Below are 16,184 nucleotides of genomic sequence, written 5' to 3'. Positions count from 1 at the left end.
GGCTAATATTAACCGAAAGTTAACAGCTAGATCAAGAAAAGTTGAGCCAAAGTGTGTTTCAGCCCGTGAAACGCCGATTTTCACCGGGCAATCAATGAAAACACTGGGCCATGGCGTTCTGTAAACATGGCCAGGGTGCGACACTCAGCGGTTGAAACCAAAATGCGAGAGTATCAAGTCACTCGGCCTGCTCCCTCAGCGAGACAAGGATATCCACGATAGCATTTACCACTTCGGGGTCGTCCAGAGACGGATCAGGCATCGACGTTTCGGCAGCGATGGATTGCGGATTATCAAGGAACGCGACAAGCTGGTCCCGGGTCCACTTACCACCCACTTCAGACAATGACTGCGAGTAGTCGAAATCGGTCAGGCCCGCGATCTGACGACCGAAGACTTCGCCCAAAGACGGGGCACTGGTGCTGGGTAACACGCCGAATCCGTGACACTCCGCACAGCCATCCAGGGCCGTTTCTACTGCACTTGCCTTGCGTTCCGGCAGTTCCAGATCAGTGATCTTTGAAACCGCAAACTGAAAGCTGGGATCGAACTCGCCAACTGTCAACCGAACCACTTTTCGCTGATCGGTCCACAAGGCGAGCTCGTCCCCATGTTGATGGACATATCGTATCCGCAGCCCCAATGGGATACGTTCTGCGAACAGAATGCTCTCTCCGTTGGTACGAATTCGAAACAGGCTGTTCCCGGCCAGCGATCCGGCAATCAAATCCCCATCCCAGGCAGGATGAAAGTCATCAACGTACATCAATGAACTAACAGCCACCGAGGGCAGCCAGGAATACGCCGGCAGCTGGAAGTCGGGATGGCGACCATAGTCCAGCGTATCGGGTAACGGCAGTTTGTTGTACCTCGTTCCAAGCGAGACTTGTGGCCAACCATAGTCCTCGCCTTCGCGGATAAGGTTCAGCTCATCCCCTCCGCGCCGGCCATGTTCGACCGTCCACAGTTTCCCGTCCTGGTCCAGCGCTATTCCCTGCATGTTCGAATGACCCTGACTGACAACACGGCTATCGCCGGTGGCCAAATCCACTGCGATCACCTTGCCGTACATCTGGTCCGGGATTTGCGACAATGGCACCGGAGCATAAATTCCGTCTTGCGCATAGTCACCTGCAGCCAAGTACAATGTGCCATTCGCGTCTACACGAAACCGTCCGCCCGCCATATGGCCCTGAATCGCGCGACCTTCGGGGTTGGGCGCAAGGCAGGGTTCTGTCCCGAACAGCACCGTCCAGTCTTCGGCTTTGATTACGGCAGTTTCAGCAGACGCGCCTTGCAATGACGCGGTCGAGATTGCCGTGCGATAACAGTTCTCGCCCTCGACCCATTCTGTGAAAGAAACGATCAGTTGATCGTCTACAACATCCACATCATTGTATCGAAAAAAGAAATGCGCGAATTCATAGTCGGGGTTCGCCTCAGCAAACGCCAACATTGCACTCCAACCGTTCGGGGGTGGGGCAATTTGCAGTTGTTTGGCCTCTGCTCCGCCCGCTTCAAAAAAACCTCCCTCGTGGGTCATAACGATGAGGTCGTTGCCCAAGCTGGCTAACGCGCCACCGCTACCGACACGTTCGACGGGGATTTCGGTCTCTTTCATATTCAAGGCAGTGAAGATTGTCTCGATCTGTGCGGCCCCATCCAGCGCAACAACAGGCGCAGAGTGCGGCGCAGCCACGGGGCGGCCGCGCAATTCATGCACCTCAAGCATCAAAAGCACGACGGAAACAACAAGTGTTATTAGGGTAACGGGTACGATGACCGGGCTCGCCAGTACCCATTTAAGAAAATTCATTCCCTGACCTCAAAATGTTTTTGTTTTCACCGTGCATTCTGGCGCTGCTCGGCCACATAGAACCCTGAAACACAACCGGTATCAACCCGACCAGACCGTGCCGCGCACAACAAGATCGCTCGCGTTGCACCCTTGCAGCCCTCACGATGAGTTCACGCGGCTGTTGAATGATTTCTGGTACGATCCCGTGCAAAATACATGTGACCATAGCCGGAGGACGCAATGCCGATCACTCGCCGTAGTTTCACTGGAATTCTGGGGGCCGCTGCAATGCTGCCCGCCCCGCTTTGGGCTCAGAGCGATCCTGTCCTGGATGCCATCCGCACGACACTTTACGGAAGCAGTTCTGAATTCGAAGAGGGCATGGCGTTTCTTGTCAAACGCGGAAAGCCAGATGTCATTCCGGCGCTGCTGACGGCGATGCGCTATGGACGTCGGCGCAGTGATGAGATCACGGAAGTCATGCAAACCCTGGCTGGTGAGAATATCGGTGTGGATTGGTTCGACTGGATGATCTGGCAAGAACGCAATCCACAGATCGTACCGCACCCATCGCTGATCCCGTTCAAGCGCGAGGTGCTGTTAGGGATAGACTCGAATTTTGACGATTTCCTGCGCCCAGAATACCTGCAACCCGGCAAAATGAAGATCCGGCTGGAAGAGATCACATGGGGCGGTGTTCAAAAGGACGGCATCCCCTCGCTGGACAATCCGACGCTGATCCCGGCCGCGCGCGCGGACTACATGAAGAACGATGACCTGGTCTTTGGCGTCTCGATCAACGGGGATTCGCGCGCCTATCCGTTGCGGATCATGGGCTGGCACGAGATGTTCAACGATGTAATCGGTGGGGTGCCTCTGGCGTTGGCTTATTGCACGCTCTGCGGATCGGGCATTTTGTTTGAAACGCAAGTGTCGGGGCGCAGCAAACCCCTGGTCTTTGGCTCGTCGGGGTTCCTCTATCGGTCCAACAAGCTGATGTTCGATCGCGAGACCCATTCGCTGTGGAACCAATACACCGGCAAACCCGTCGTCGGCCCGCTGGTCGATAGCGGGATCGAGCTGAAACAGCGCCCCGTGGTGATCACCACTTGGGAAAGCTGGAAAGGGTCGCACCCCGATACCAGAATCCTGTCGCTGAACACCGGGCATCGTCGGAATTATGGCTCGGGCGTGGTTTATCGCGAGTATTTTGCGTCGCCCGAGCTGATGTTCCCGGCACTGGTGGATCAATCGCAGCACCGGCAAAAGGATTATGTCTTTGCAATCCGACAGTTCGGCGCGGCACGGGCCTGGCCGCTGGATGCGTTCAACAACACGCGCGTGATCAACGACGCGATTGCCAACCGCCCGCTGGTTCTGATTGGTAGTCCCGAAAAACGCGCCGTGCGCGCTTATGAGCGCGGATCAAACCGTTTTACCGCGTCAGAGGGCGGACTGGTTGATCAGCAGGGTCGCAAATGGCGCCTGACCGAGGAAAAACTGATCGGACCGGACGGTACGGAATTGCCGCGCGTGGCCGGGCATATCTCGTACTGGTTCGCATGGGACAACTATCTGGGCGACACGGCAACAGTTTATCGCGGCTAGGAATGCTCTTCGGCGGCCGTGGCCGCCAGCGCGCGGTTATAAGCCTTAAGCGCATCTATGTGATAAAGTGCGCCGACCGGGTTTTCGCACCCGTCATCGTCTATCACTACGACCGGGATACAAGGGATATCCTCGCGGTCGAAATAAGGCATCGCGGCCTCAAGCGTCACGCTGGCCTGCACACACAAGCCCTGCTCGATCAGCGCCTGTGCCTCATCGCGGCTGATCGATCGGGCATCCCCCAAGGGCCGCATCACCGTCCCAGCACGCAGCATCGCCAGCAGATACGCTTGCGGCCCGGCGGCGAGATGCACATCACGGCGCTCTAGCTGGGTTAAAAAGAACGACCGGTCCACCAATCGCGAGGCAAGCGCGGTCGACATCGAGACCGAGACCATCACGGCCAACCCGATCTGCCAGTCTCCGGTCAGCTCAAAAACGATCATTGTAGTCGAGATCGGTGCACCCAGAACGGCAGCGGCCACCGCCCCCATTCCGGCGAAAGCATACAACGTATGCGTCCCCGACACATCCGGCAGCAACCCAGTGGCGATCAGGCCAAAGGCCAATCCAGTCAGCGCCCCCACCATCAGCGACGGCGAAAACACCCCGCCCCCCATACGCCCACCCATGGTGATCGCTACAGCCACGGTCTTAATCACGGCAAACATGATGGCTGCCGATAGAACCAAATCTCCGGTCAGGGCACGGATCGTAGTTTCGTAGCCCACACCGATGATATGGGGAAACCAGATGGCGATCAGACCAAGCATCGCCCCAGACACGGCCGGGCGCAGCCAACCCGGCAAGGACAGGCGAGTCTGGATGTGATTGCCGATGTCCTCGGCAAAGAAAATCGAACGCATTAGCAATAGCGCCACCAGGCCGCAGATCAGGCCAAGGATCAGAAAGGCCGGCAACTCGACATAGAACTGCAACGATCCGGGGGTATCCAGGGTAAACTCGGTCACGTCGCCATACTCGAGCCGGTTGATCACTGTTCCCGCAACCGAGGCGATCACGATCGGCGCAAATGCATGAACCGCGAAATGACGCAGCACCACCTCGAGCGCGAATAGCGCGCCTGCTATGGGCGAGTTAAAGCTGGCCGAAACCGCCGCCGCCACTGCGCAACCCAACAAGTCGCGGCCCGTTATCCCATCGGCGTGGATACGGTTCGACACCCAGGTCGAGATCACCCCGGCCATATGCACCACCGGCCCCTCGCGCCCCGTGGACCCGCCAGTGCTAAGCGTGATCAGCGAGGCAAACAAGGATGCGATCCCCGCCTTGCCTTCGACCCGGCCATCAGTCAGCGCCGCGCCTTCGATCACATCCGCGACCGAACGCACGCGCCCGTCATCGGTGAACCTGTGTAGGATGATACCCACAATCAGACCTCCGATGATCGGCGTTATCAGCACGATGAACCAGGGCAGTTTCTCGACATGGGAATGCAGCAGCAGAATATCTTCGGTGTCATAGACCCACGCCTGCAGCGCCCGGATCCCCTTGCGGAACCCCAGCGCCATGAACCCGGCGGCGATGCCGATGGCCAGAGCGATGAACCAGAACTGGATCTGGCTTGGCCCCCGCCGTCGCATTACCCGCCAGCCATCCTTCATCGCGGCCAAAGCCTGATGCAGTTGGTTGCGCAGAACGGTGCGGGTTGACTGGGTCATGTGCCCTCGGGGATCAGAAGATATCCCTTACTAAGCCACGGAGGGCACAGATAAAAGCCGGATCGCGCGTCTGTGAGGCGCTATGCGTCCAACAGAGCACGGGCGGCGGCGCGGGCCTGATCCGTGATCGTGTCGCCCGCGACCATGCGCGCGATCTCATCCACGCGGTCCGGCTCGGCCAGCGGGATGACGGTGGACAGGGTCAGCCCGTCGGTCACTTGTTTCTGCACCCGCCAGTGATGCGCCGCGCGGGCCGCGACCTGCGGCGAGTGTGTGACGACCAGCACCTGCCCACCCTGTGCCAAAGACGCCAGACGCCGCCCCACCGCATCCGCAGTCGCGCCACCGACGCCGCGGTCAATCTCATCAAAGATCATCGTGCGGGCGCTGTCATCGCCGGTCAGACAGACCTTGAGCGCCAGCAGGAACCGGCTGAGTTCCCCACCCGAGGCGATCTTGTTCAGCGGCCCGGACGGCGCGCCGGGGTTGGTGGCGACCGTGAAGGCCACCGCGTCAATGCCCTCGGGGCCCGGATCGGCGGCGGTGAGTTCGGTCTGAAACACCGCGCGTTCCATCTTGAGCGGTGCCAGTTCAGCCATCACAGCCGCATCCAACTGCCCTGCCGCCTGCTGGCGTGCAGTGCTAAGTTCGGCTGCCGCCTGATCATAGGCATCCTGCGCAGCCGCAACCGCTGCGCGCTGGTCGGCCAGATCGGCATCGCCTGCGTCCAGCTTGTTCAGACGGTCGCGCAGCGTATCAGCGAAGGCGCCTAGATCGTCCGGGGCCACGTCATGTTTGCGGGCCAGAGCGCGGATTGCAAACAAGCGTTCTTCGGCCTGTTCCAGCTCCGCCGGATTGAACTCCAACGCCTGCAGGCAAGCATGCACACCGTCCTGCGCCTCGCCCAACTCAATCAGAGCCCGGCCCAAGGCGGCGATCGGCTCCTCCAACTGACCACCGGCGCTGTCAGACACGCCCTCCAGCCAGCGCACGGCATCGGACATGGCCGTTTCGGCCCCGTTCCCGCCCAACAGATCATACGCGCGGGCCACGTCATCGCGAATGCGCTCGGCGCCCTGCATCATGCGGCGGCGCGCGTCCAGATCGGCATCCTCGCCCGTTTGTGGGTCCAGCTTGTCCAGCTCAGCCACAGCGTGGCGCAAGAATTCCTCTTCTGCGCGCATAGCGGCCAGCGCTGCTTCGGTCTCAGCCAGCGCCTTGCGCAGCCGCGACATATCAGACCAAGCGGTGCGTACCGCAGCCAGATCATCCGAAACGCCGGCATACTCGTCCAGCATCGCCCGATGCCCGCGCGGGTTAAGCAAACCCCGGTCATCATGCTGGCCATGCAGCTCCACCAGGGTCTCGGACAACGCCCGCAACACCTCGCCCGAGCAGCGCCGGTCATTGACCCACGCAGTTTTGCGCCCCTCGGCGGTATTGACACGACGCAGGATCAGTTCCTCGCCGCCCGGCAGCCCGGCCTCGGCCAGAATCGCATGGGCGGGGTGATCTTCGGACAGCTCGAACTCGGCCACCACCTCGCCCTGCGCGGCCCCCTGACGGACCAGTTCGGCCCGTCCACGCCAGCCCAGCACAAAGCCCAGGGAATCCAACAAGATCGACTTGCCTGCGCCGGTTTCGCCTGTCAACGCGTTCAAACCCGGTTGGAACGTCAGTTCCAGCCGGTCGATGATCAGCATGTCGCGGATATCAAGGGCGCGAAGCATCGGATCCTAGCGTCCCGGAGCTTTGGCCATGACGATTACAACCACTCACCTTTGACGGTCTGGCGGTAAATTGTGCTAAGCCAGTTGTTGCCACGGCTCTTAAGGTCAAGCCCGCGCGACGTCAGCAACTTGTAGCCCGCGTCATACCACTCGGAAGATTGGTAATTGAATCCCAAAATTGCCCCTGCCGACTGTGCCTCATCCACCAGACCCAGCGACAGATACGCTTCGATCAGACGATAGAGCGCTTCGGCGGTGTGTGAGGTGGTTTGAAAATCCTCAACCACGACGCGGAAGCGGTTGATCGCCGCAGTGTAGTGATCCTGACGCAAGTAATAGCGCCCGATCTCCATCTCCTTGCCGGCCAGATGGTCGAAGGCCAGATCGAACTTCAGAACGGCAGAAGTTGCATATTCGCTGTCAGGATAGACTTCGATCACGGTCCGCAACGATTGCAACGCCTGGAACGTCAGCCCCTGATCTCGTCCAACCTCGTCGATTTGGTCATAATAGCTAAGCGCCAGAAGATACTGGGCATAAGCTGCATCCTCATCCGCCGGATAAAAATCTATGAACCGCTGTGCCGCAGCACGGCTTTCTTCATAATTCTTGTCGGAATGATACGAGAAGGCCTGCATGATCAACGCTCGCTTGGCCCAATCGGAATAAGGGTACAAGCGCTCTACTTCAGAGAAGTACCAAGCCGCGTCGTCCTGCCGATTCTGCGACAGCTCGAACTCGCCACGCGTGAATATCTGTTCAGGAGTGAACCCCTCAAGATTCTGGTTGCGGTCAGCCCCCTGGCCTCCGCATGCTGTCAAAACTGCTGTCAGAAGTAACGCGCCCGCGAATCTGACTGCCGCCTTGGTGCCACCCATTCCGCCTATCCTTGTCGTCTTGCTTGTCGAGGCACGCCCCGGTTTGAGGCTTGGTTTAGCACATATAATTCCGGGGCAAAACGCCTTAGTCTGCCTACTGTCGGAATTGTCGACAGAGTTGATCCAATCAAGCGACTTCGGGAATTTCGTTCCAAACTAGCCCTTGCCCTGGCAGACGGGCAGCCTGTTCCGGCGTGCACAGGATCGGGCGAACTGCTCCGGGGGTCTCAAACAACTTGCGCAGCAGAGTGTTCGTCATCGCATGTCCCGACTTATCCCCGGTAAAGTGGCCAAGAATTGGACCACCGGCCAGATACAGGTCGCCTAGTGCGTCCAGCATTTTGTGGCGCACGGCTTCGTCGGCATGACGGAACCCGCCGGGTGTCAGAACTTCGTTCCCTTGCACGACGACCGCGTTTTCCAGCGTTCCACCAAGGGCCAAACCGTTTTCGCGCATCGCTTCAACATCTGTGCGGCGGCAGAAAGTGCGGCAATCGCTGAGTTCCCGCGCAAATGAGCCGTTACGCATGTCCAGAGTTTTGGTCTGGCGTCCGATGGCGCCGTCCTCAAAATCAATGTGGAAGTCGATAATCAGACCGTCGGCAGGCGCAATCGAAGCGCTCGCTCCTTCCCGTGAAGCAGTCACAGGCTTTAATACTTCGTAGGCCAGAACCGGGCTGGCCTGACGGCGCACGCCCTTTGCCATGATCCCACGCACAAATTCGATTGACGATCCATCCATGATCGGAACTTCGGGGCCATCAATCTCGATCAGTGCGTTGTGGACACCACATCCTGCCAGCGCAGCCATTATATGTTCAACCGTCGAAACCGAAGCGCCCGCATCGTTTATCAGCCGGGTGCAGAGCGGAGTCCGCTCGACCACATCATAGATCGCAGGGACCAGTGCATTGCCCAGTTCAATATCCGTACGTTTAAACCAGATGCCATGGCCAGCTGCCGCCGGTTTCAGCACCATATTCGCAGGCTTGCCGCTATGCAGCCCTACACCGGTAAACGTGATCGGAGATTTGAGCGTATGTTGCAATTTGGGCCTCGGTGAGTGGTGTCCGACCTAGTTTGGCCGTGTTGGCATCTCAGTTAAGGAACGCGGGCAAAAGGCTCAACTCACTCTTTGTAACCGAATGAAACATGAATGTAACAGATCGGCAAAAGCCTGCTTACACCCGGTTACGTAATTGTTTCAAAACGGAAAAGGGCCGCCAAACAGCGACCCTTCTAAATCAATTTGTTACCGCGATCAGTTGGCTTGACGCCGCAAGAAGGCCGGAATTTCAATCCGATCTTGCTCGGGGTCTGCCTCATCATGCGCTGGCGCCGTAGCGTCAGATTGGCGCATCACGGGCTGTTGGCGCTGGGGCTGTGCCGGCGTATCGGCCGCGTGGCCGGTCATTCTGTCGATCAGCCGGTTAAACCCGAACCGAGGGCGATCCGCATCGGATTGAGCTGCAGGCGCCGGCGCAGCCGTTGGCTGAGGCCGCGGCGCCACATACCCACGATCAGACGGTGGAACATTCTGAACCGCTGCCTGCAAACGCTGCAGCGCTTCCGGTGATGGTGTCCCAGCAGCTGGCTGCGGTTGAGGCGCTACATAGCTGTCGGTCGCAGTTTCAACCGGATCAGGCGTCGGCTCGAATTCAGCTACACGTGGCTGATAAGCCGGAGGAGGCAGGTCATCGTCATCCTGTTCGGCGCGCGGCTGGAACTGAGGCTCTTCGGCCGCTTCGAATAGCGAAGGCTCACGAGCCGGTTCGGCCTCTGCAGGTTCGGGCGCGGAAACATATGTGTCTTCCTGCGCAGGCTCTTCCGCCGACACAGTGCGCGTCAACGGGGCTGACATCGAGCGACGCGCGACCGGCACATCCTCGGACTTCTCGGTCGCGTCAATGCCAGTGGCAACGACCGAAACCCGCATTCCGCCTTCCATGGCCGTGTCCAGGGTCGAACCAACGATAATGTTCGCCTCGGGGTCGACTTCTTCGCGGATACGGTTGGCCGCCTCGTCCAACTCGAACAGGGTAAGATCATGCGAACCGGTGATGTTGATCAGGACACCCTTGGCACCTTTCAGGCTGATTTCGTCCAGCAGCGGGTTGGCAATCGCCTTCTCGGCAGCCTGAACCGCACGATCCTCGCCAGTGGCCTCGCCCGTTCCCATCATGGCTTTGCCCATCTCGTCCATCACGGCACGAACATCCGCAAAGTCGAGGTTGATCAGGCCCGGACGCACCATCAGATCAGTCACGCCCTTGACGCCCTGATACAGAACATCATCCGCCATCGAGAACGCCTCGGTAAACGTGGTCTTTTCGTTGGCCAGGCGGAACAGGTTCTGGTTCGGGATAATGATCAGTGTATCGACGACCTTTTGCAGCGATTCAACGCCGTCTTCGGCCTGACGCATCCGTTTGGCGCCTTCGAACTGGAAGGGCTTGGTCACAACGCCCACGGTCAGCACGCCCAATTCGCGCGCGGCTTGCGCGATAATCGGAGCCGCACCCGTTCCGGTGCCACCGCCCATTCCGGCGGTGATGAAGCACATGTGCGCGCCAGCCAGATGATCCACGATCTGCTCGATGCTTTCCTCGGCGGCTGCGGCACCCACGGTCGGACGCGCCCCGGCGCCCAGACCTTCGGTGACTTTCACGCCCAATTGCACACGAGCCGACGACTGGCTCTGCTGCAACGCCTGAGCGTCTGTGTTGGCGACCACGAAATCCACGCCATCCAACTGTTTTTCAATCATGTTATTGACGGCATTGCCGCCTGCCCCGCCTACGCCAAATACCGTAATCCGAGGCTTCAATTCATCGTGCCCGGGCATCGAAAGATTCAATGTCATGCTTCTGTCCGCCTGTTTATATGCTCCGCCAACGCGGTGTTTTTCTTACCTATCCTGCTACAATTCTACCGACCGAAACCGCAAACGTCACGCCAAAAATCGCCAGAATCCACAAAATATGGAGGAAATAAGGCGTTCCACGCCAGTATTTCGTATTGTTTGCCAGATGTTGCGGAACGAACTCAATCCAGGACAACAGATGCGACCGCCGCGCCGTAGATTACGGGCATGTCACGTACGGATTTCTTGTCTTTACAAGGCGCGGAAAACTGCTCGGGTCCTCACGCTTGACCTCTGTCGGGCCTTGTGGATATCTTGCTGGATTCGACGTTCATCCGCAAGGGAATTCTTCAACCAATAGAAGTACTTGGACAGTTCAGTCCCTCATCAGAAATCTCTCTCACAATCTGGATTTCGGTATTCGCCAATGTCGCCAGGCGAACCATGAAACTACCATTGTGCACGAAAGGCCACCAGCACACAGGTAACCCATCGGCATCGTCGTCGTACAGGAAACAAAGCTGGCCATCGGGGGTTGTAATTTTTCCGTAAACGCAACCCCTACCCTCCATGCGCCAGACCGAGAGACTCGGGCTCAGGAACTCTTCGGTGCCAACCAAGCCACCGTTATGGAAATCGTAGAATTTGACGGTCTTGCCTACAACAGCCCCCAGAAAAGCCTCGGGCGTGATCAGGGTCTGACCCTGAACCGAGGCGGGAATCGCGACAAACAGTGCCGCGACCAGTGTCTTACCAATTATCACGGAACCAACGGACAGCCCGCTTGAACGGGCGTGCAGCATAGGTGTCGACAGGGATCTCGAAGTCCCACCATTCATCCTGCGGATGCGCCGCAAACAAGCTGAGCCCCACCACCGAAGAAAATCCCGGACCAGTCGCCGATTGCGGCAACCCGTGAACACGCAGGGGACGGCCAAGACGAACGCGCTGCCCCAGAATACGAGTCGCCAAACCGTCCAAACCCATAATCTGGCTTCCTCCACCGGTCAGAACGATCTGCTGGCTGGGCAGATGATCGAACCCGGCAGCATCCAGTCGAATGCGGACCTCTTCCAAAATCTCTTCTACACGAGGACGCATGATGCCGATCAACTCGGCGCGGCTGACGGTGCGCCGGTCATGTTCCCAATCTCCGGTATCGCCGCCGATGTCGATCAGGTCGCGATCATCCGCTCCGGTGGCATGCACGCCGCCGTTGAAGGTCTTAATACGTTCGGCCACATTCGCAGGAACGCCAAGCCCCATCGAAATGTCCGACGTCACATGATCGCCGCCCATGCGTACGCAATCGGCATAAATCATGTGTTTTTTCATAAAGATAGACACACTTGTCGTGCCGCCACCCATGTCGACACAGGCCGCGCCCAACTCTTGCTCATCTTCAACCAGTGCGGAAATGCCCGAAACATAGGCCGAATTCGCGATCCCGGCCAATTCCAGATCACAGCGCTTGATGCAGCGCACGATATTCTGAATGGCGACCGCATCAACCGTCAGCATGTGCATATCGACCGCAAGGGTCTGACCCATCTGCCCCCGAGGGTCGATAAGGCCCGAGCGATTGTCTAACGCAAAGTTCACCGGCTGTGCGTGCAGTACCTCGCGACCCGCTCCATAGTCCGGCACGTCGCAGGCGTTCAACACACGTCCGACCTCGGCTTCGCTGACCACCTGCCCTTCCAGATCGACCTGCGCATCCAACCCATAAGACCGGGGGTTCGCGCCCGAGAAGCAGGCGATCACGTGATCGACCCGAATATCGGCCATCTTCTGCGCAGCTTGAAGAGCGGTGCGGATGGCGCGTTCGGTTTCCTGCATCGCAGTGACTTCGCCAAACTGTACCCCGCGCGAACGTGTGGTCGCAGCGCCGATAACCCGGAACCCGGTCTGACCGGCCAGAGACCCGATGCTGTTGTCCTCACTTAACTGCCCTGTTCCGTCGAAACGCAGCACCAAGCATGAAATCTTGGAACTTCCTACATCCAGAATCGCAACAACACCGCGTTGCATCGCCTGTCTGCGCATCTGCCGCATGGCCCGTTGGGACTGATAGAGATCGGTCATCATGGTCGTTACTGCCTGCTACTCACGTCTGTTTTTGTACTCCACCAGTCTTCGCTGGCAGCTTCGGTCATTCTTATGGTTGGACGTTGTCCGAGCCGCATATCCACAACGGCCACGTCACGTTCCAACAGGTCCTGCACCTCATTAACCGCCAAGACGCGTTCCAGTGCGCGCACGGGCCGATCGGTTGGCAGCATGATGCGCTGACCTCGGTCAAGAACCAGATCCCAGCGGCGTTCGCCAATTCGAACAAGACCCCGCACACGCGCCCCAAGGCTGCGCGCTGTTGTCAGCAGTTGCAGTGCCTCAGCGACATGTTCGTCCGCGCCCTTTCCTGCAATAAGCGGCAGGGTCGCGTGGTCCTTGCGGGAGGCGACACGCTCAACATGCGCGCCGGTTTCGTCCAATAACTCGGTTCCGCTGCGCGTGCGCCAAACCACCACGGGTTGGCGTTCAACAACATCAACCTGAAGAATTCCGCCGGGGCGAATGCGAACCGCCGCAGATTTGACAGGATCAAGACCGGTAATCGTGTCGCGGATTTGTTCGGCGTCCAGATCCCAGGAACTGATCGGGAAATCCAGTGGCACAACCTCGCGAATGTCTTCGGAGAGATTCGGCCCAGCGCCATCAATGGCCATCAAGTTGACCATGAATTCTGGTCTTTGCTGGATCGAGGTCTTGATGTCATTGACATAAGCCACAACCGCCTCTCGCCGGTCCTCTGCACTAAAATAAAGCCCCGTAGCCGCGCAAATGGCCAGGATGGGCAACCCATACTTCAGACCGCGGCGTATGCCCGGCGTAAGCATCCAACGCTGTAGTCGGTAGCTGAGGCGAGACGGAGCCGGGTCGAACCGTTGCGATTTGCGCCCGAACAGTTTCACGCCGCCTAACCGCAGTTTTGGTTCTGTTTCGTGGCGTTCGCCTGAAGCGAAATCGGCATCCGGACCCGCCAATGGCTTGGACCGATGAATGACAGGTGCGCGCGTGGCTTTTAACGGTCGCATGAGGCGTCCTCCACCATCCAGGCACACAGCTGACCAAAGGTCATACCGCAATGTTCGGCTTGCTCGGGCACCAATGAGGTCGGTGTCATTCCGGGCTGGGTATTGGTCTCCAACAGAAACAGACCATCTGCGCCCATGCTGTCATCCCAACGATAATCAGTACGGGTCACACCGCGACAGCCCAGTGCGTTATGGGCTTTCAGCGCATGATTCATGCAACGGTCGAAAATATCCTGCGGGATGTCGGCAGGCAGCACATGCCACGAGCCGCCGGGCTTGTATTTGGCATCATAGTCATACCATCCGCCATCAGTCATGATCTCGGTCACGGTCAGAGCGCGATCGCCCATCACGGTCACAGTCAACTCGCGCCCGGCCACGTATTTCTCGACCATCACGTAATCTGGCATGTCGTCGGACAGTTGCGGTGGCCCGTTCGAGCCTTCGTGGACGATATAGATCCCGACGCTGGACCCTTCGTTGTTGGGCTTGGCCACATAGGGCGGATCCATCACATGTGCGGCGGACACATCGGGCTTGGGCACGATCACGCTGGGAACAACAGGCAAACCTTCTGCGGAAAACACCTCTTTGCTGCGCTGTTTGTCCATCGCGAGCGCCGAGGCCAGCACGCCGGAATGCGTGTACGGAATGCGCATCCACTCCAGCAGGCCCTGCACACAGCCATCTTCACCCCAGCGTCCATGCAGAGCGTTGAAAACCACATCCGGCTTGATGTCCAAAAGACGCGCATAGAGGTCGGGACCTGCGTCCAGTTCGACCACTTCAAAGCCTTCTCCCCTAAGGGCGGCTGCGCATTCGCGCCCAGAGCTGAGTGACACCTCGCGTTCCGCCGAGGGGCCGCCCATCAATACCGCCACTTTGGGGTGTGTCCTGCTCGACTTACCCACTTAGCGCCTCAATGTCCCCGGACCTTATGCGGTGGTCCGTACTGCGTTTATGCCTTTGATCCGCCGCCTGAATTTGCCTGTTTTGGTCTGACGGTTGGGGCTTTATTCCTTCAACGGGTCACCGACCCGCATGATTTCCCACTCTAGCGTGATGCCGCTTGTTTCGTAAACCTTTTTTCGCACCTCTTCGCCCAGACCTTCGAGGTCAGCGGCAGTGGCACCGCCAGTGTTGATCAGGAAATTCGAGTGCTTCTCGCTCATCTGCGCACCACCCTTGGTGGCCCCGCGCATCCCGGCATCGTCGATCACTTTCCACGCCTTCAGATCATGCACGTCATCCGCCCTGCCCGTCGAGGAAAACCCTGCCGGGTTGCGGAAGGTCGAACCTGCGCTGTGGTCTTTTGTGGGTTGGGTCTCATCGCGTTTTTGCAACTGCGCCGCCATCCGGTCATGCAGCGCTTGTGGATCACCCGCGGGCCCCTCGAACGTGGCCGAAATCAGCACCGCCCCATCGGGCAAATCCGATTGACGATAGCGGAAGTTCAGGTCCTGCGGTGTCAGGTCCACGACCTCCCCCTGGCGCGTCACTATCGTGGCCTTGCGCAACACATCCGCCGTGTAGCTGCCATAGCAACCTGCGTTCATCCGCACCGCCCCACCAACCGAGCCCGGAATGGTTCGCAAAAACGTAAGATCTACTCCTGCATCTGCCGCTTTGCGCGCCACATGCGCATCCAGCGCCGCCGCGCCCGCCGTGACGGTTTTGCCTGCGACCTCGATCCCGTTGAACCCGCGCCCCAGCCGGATCACCACGGCGCGCAAGCCACCATCACGAACAATCAGGTTTGATCCGACACCCATGGGGAACACGTCGAAATCTTCGGGCAGGTCGTGCAGAAACGCTTTCAGATCGTCAATATCCGTAGGTTGGAACAAATAATCCGCCGGACCGCCGACACGAAGCCATGTCAGGTCGTTCAACGCTCGGTTCTGGGTCAGTTTGCCACGGGGTTCAGGAAGAGATGTCATTCCGGTTCCTTCGCGGATTTATTTCCTCCGCGCAAGCCGTAACTGTCACTGAGCCGAACCAAGCATCCGACGCACCCACCGCCCCAGATAAATCACTGGCCAGCGCAGCACGGACATACCCATCGCCAGCACCAACAGTCCGATCCACGGGCCGTTCTGCAGGGTGACATAGCCCAATATCGGAATCCCCACCGCGATCAGGACATAGGCGCGGGTCCAGTGGTTGTCCTTACTTGGGATCATCGCCAGCACATTTGCGGCGATCCCCCACAACGCAGCCAGAGCGATTGACCAATTCATTCCTGAACCTCCTGCCCGGTCCAACGGCGCCAGTAGTGGCGGATCGGGTTGCGGAACATCGATGCAAAAGCGGCAAAGGCCAGCACCGAAATGAACCAGCCGAAGTCATGACCCAACCAGACGATCAGCGCGGGTGCACTGACAAACAGCACCACGCCTGGCGGAAACTGCAGACGCATCGGCAACATCGCCACGATGGTCGAGGCAATGACCCACAGCCCCGCAAACACCACTGAATTTACCATGCGCCCCTCCGAGGACGTTGTTTCGCGGCTGCAAACGCTCAAATC

At 58.8% G+C, this 16,184-nt stretch carries 14 protein-coding genes; 1 reads left to right on the top strand and 13 read right to left on the bottom strand.

Translation table 11 applies throughout. The annotated features are described in order from the left end of the window. Positions 1-178 precede the first annotated feature (178 nt). Positions 179-1,816 (bottom strand): PQQ-dependent sugar dehydrogenase, encoded by a 1,638-nt coding sequence (locus tag AC2FF7_RS09005; RefSeq protein WP_480867611.1) that lies wholly within the window; start codon positions 1,814-1,816, stop codon positions 179-181. Positions 1,817-2,038: 222 nt separating this feature from the next. Between AC2FF7_RS09005 and AC2FF7_RS09000 the strand changes: the two genes are divergently transcribed. After that, positions 2,039-3,406, top strand: a complete 1,368-nt coding sequence (locus AC2FF7_RS09000; protein ID WP_496905515.1) for a DUF3179 domain-containing protein — start codon at positions 2,039-2,041, stop codon at positions 3,404-3,406. Here AC2FF7_RS09000 and AC2FF7_RS08995 read toward each other — a convergent pair. The 12 genes from AC2FF7_RS08995 to AC2FF7_RS08940 form a co-directional block, all read right to left on the bottom strand. Then, entirely contained in the window at positions 3,403-5,088 is a 1,686-nt protein-coding gene (locus AC2FF7_RS08995) for a chloride channel protein (protein ID WP_496905514.1), read from the bottom strand. The two genes, AC2FF7_RS09000 and AC2FF7_RS08995, sit on opposite strands and share 4 nt — an antisense overlap. Positions 5,089-5,168: 80 nt before the next feature. Next, complete coding sequence (gene recN / locus AC2FF7_RS08990) at positions 5,169-6,818, bottom strand: DNA repair protein RecN (RefSeq protein WP_496905513.1); 1,650 nt, start codon at positions 6,816-6,818, stop codon at positions 5,169-5,171. A gap of 35 nt (positions 6,819-6,853) precedes the next feature. Then, on the bottom strand, positions 6,854-7,696 hold the full coding sequence (locus AC2FF7_RS08985; RefSeq protein ID WP_209195103.1) for an outer membrane protein assembly factor BamD: 843 nt from the start codon (positions 7,694-7,696) through the stop codon (positions 6,854-6,856). 127 nt (positions 7,697-7,823) lie between these two features. Beyond that, complete coding sequence (lpxC, locus tag AC2FF7_RS08980; RefSeq protein WP_170352563.1) at positions 7,824-8,744, bottom strand: UDP-3-O-acyl-N-acetylglucosamine deacetylase; 921 nt, start codon at positions 8,742-8,744, stop codon at positions 7,824-7,826. Between the two features lie 213 nt (positions 8,745-8,957). Further along, the gene (gene ftsZ / locus AC2FF7_RS08975; RefSeq protein ID WP_480867617.1) at positions 8,958-10,559 is read right to left on the bottom strand and encodes a cell division protein FtsZ; all 1,602 of its coding nucleotides are present in this window, start codon (positions 10,557-10,559) and stop codon (positions 8,958-8,960) included. Between the two features lie 350 nt (positions 10,560-10,909). Beyond that, complete coding sequence (locus tag AC2FF7_RS08970; protein WP_480867619.1) at positions 10,910-11,323, bottom strand: hypothetical protein; 414 nt, start codon at positions 11,321-11,323, stop codon at positions 10,910-10,912. Then, on the bottom strand, positions 11,310-12,644 hold the full coding sequence (ftsA, locus tag AC2FF7_RS08965; protein WP_496905528.1) for a cell division protein FtsA: 1,335 nt from the start codon (positions 12,642-12,644) through the stop codon (positions 11,310-11,312). Before ftsA ends, AC2FF7_RS08970 begins: the two co-directional genes overlap by 14 nt. Positions 12,645-12,652: 8 nt before the next feature. Further along, positions 12,653-13,654, bottom strand: coding sequence for a cell division protein FtsQ/DivIB (locus AC2FF7_RS08960; protein WP_496905512.1), 1,002 nt, complete (start codon positions 13,652-13,654; stop codon positions 12,653-12,655). Beyond that, positions 13,642-14,565, bottom strand: a complete 924-nt coding sequence (locus AC2FF7_RS08955; protein WP_480867620.1) for a D-alanine--D-alanine ligase — start codon at positions 14,563-14,565, stop codon at positions 13,642-13,644. The genes AC2FF7_RS08960 and AC2FF7_RS08955 overlap by 13 nt, the downstream gene beginning before the upstream one ends. A gap of 102 nt (positions 14,566-14,667) precedes the next feature. Further along, on the bottom strand, positions 14,668-15,594 hold the full coding sequence (gene murB, locus AC2FF7_RS08950) for a UDP-N-acetylmuramate dehydrogenase (protein ID WP_496905511.1): 927 nt from the start codon (positions 15,592-15,594) through the stop codon (positions 14,668-14,670). Positions 15,595-15,639: 45 nt separating this feature from the next. Then, entirely contained in the window at positions 15,640-15,894 is a 255-nt protein-coding gene (locus tag AC2FF7_RS08945) for a DUF2484 family protein (RefSeq protein WP_170352558.1), read from the bottom strand. Next, positions 15,891-16,139, bottom strand: coding sequence for a DUF2484 family protein (locus tag AC2FF7_RS08940; protein ID WP_170352557.1), 249 nt, complete (start codon positions 16,137-16,139; stop codon positions 15,891-15,893). Before AC2FF7_RS08940 ends, AC2FF7_RS08945 begins: the two co-directional genes overlap by 4 nt. Positions 16,140-16,184: the final 45 nt, after the last annotated feature.

This window comes from Ruegeria sp. YTSC325 (assembly GCF_059609525.1).
The sequence above is the reverse complement of the archived record's forward strand: the minus strand, read 5'-3'. Positions and strand labels throughout refer to the sequence as shown.

Bases quoted from the DNA above. Each gene is read 5' to 3' on its own strand.
- AC2FF7_RS08940 (WP_170352557.1), bottom strand. From the start codon at position 16,139: ATGGTAAATTCAGTGGTGTTTGCGGGGCTGTGGGTCATTGCCTCGACC.
- AC2FF7_RS08960 (WP_496905512.1), bottom strand. From the start codon at position 13,654: ATGCGACCGTTAAAAGCCACGCGCGCACCTGTCATTCATCGGTCCAAG.
- ftsZ (WP_480867617.1), bottom strand. From the start codon at position 10,559: ATGACATTGAATCTTTCGATGCCCGGGCACGATGAATTGAAGCCTCGG.
- AC2FF7_RS08945 (WP_170352558.1), bottom strand. From the start codon at position 15,894: ATGAATTGGTCAATCGCTCTGGCTGCGTTGTGGGGGATCGCCGCAAAT.
- AC2FF7_RS09000 (WP_496905515.1), top strand. From the start codon at position 2,039: ATGCCGATCACTCGCCGTAGTTTCACTGGAATTCTGGGGGCCGCTGCA.
- AC2FF7_RS09005 (WP_480867611.1), bottom strand. From the start codon at position 1,816: ATGAATTTTCTTAAATGGGTACTGGCGAGCCCGGTCATCGTACCCGTT.
- recN (WP_496905513.1), bottom strand. From the start codon at position 6,818: ATGCTTCGCGCCCTTGATATCCGCGACATGCTGATCATCGACCGGCTG.
- ftsA (WP_496905528.1), bottom strand. From the start codon at position 12,644: ATGACCGATCTCTATCAGTCCCAACGGGCCATGCGGCAGATGCGCAGA.
- AC2FF7_RS08995 (WP_496905514.1), bottom strand. From the start codon at position 5,088: ATGACCCAGTCAACCCGCACCGTTCTGCGCAACCAACTGCATCAGGCT.
- AC2FF7_RS08985 (WP_209195103.1), bottom strand. From the start codon at position 7,696: ATGGGTGGCACCAAGGCGGCAGTCAGATTCGCGGGCGCGTTACTTCTG.
- murB (WP_496905511.1), bottom strand. From the start codon at position 15,594: ATGACATCTCTTCCTGAACCCCGTGGCAAACTGACCCAGAACCGAGCG.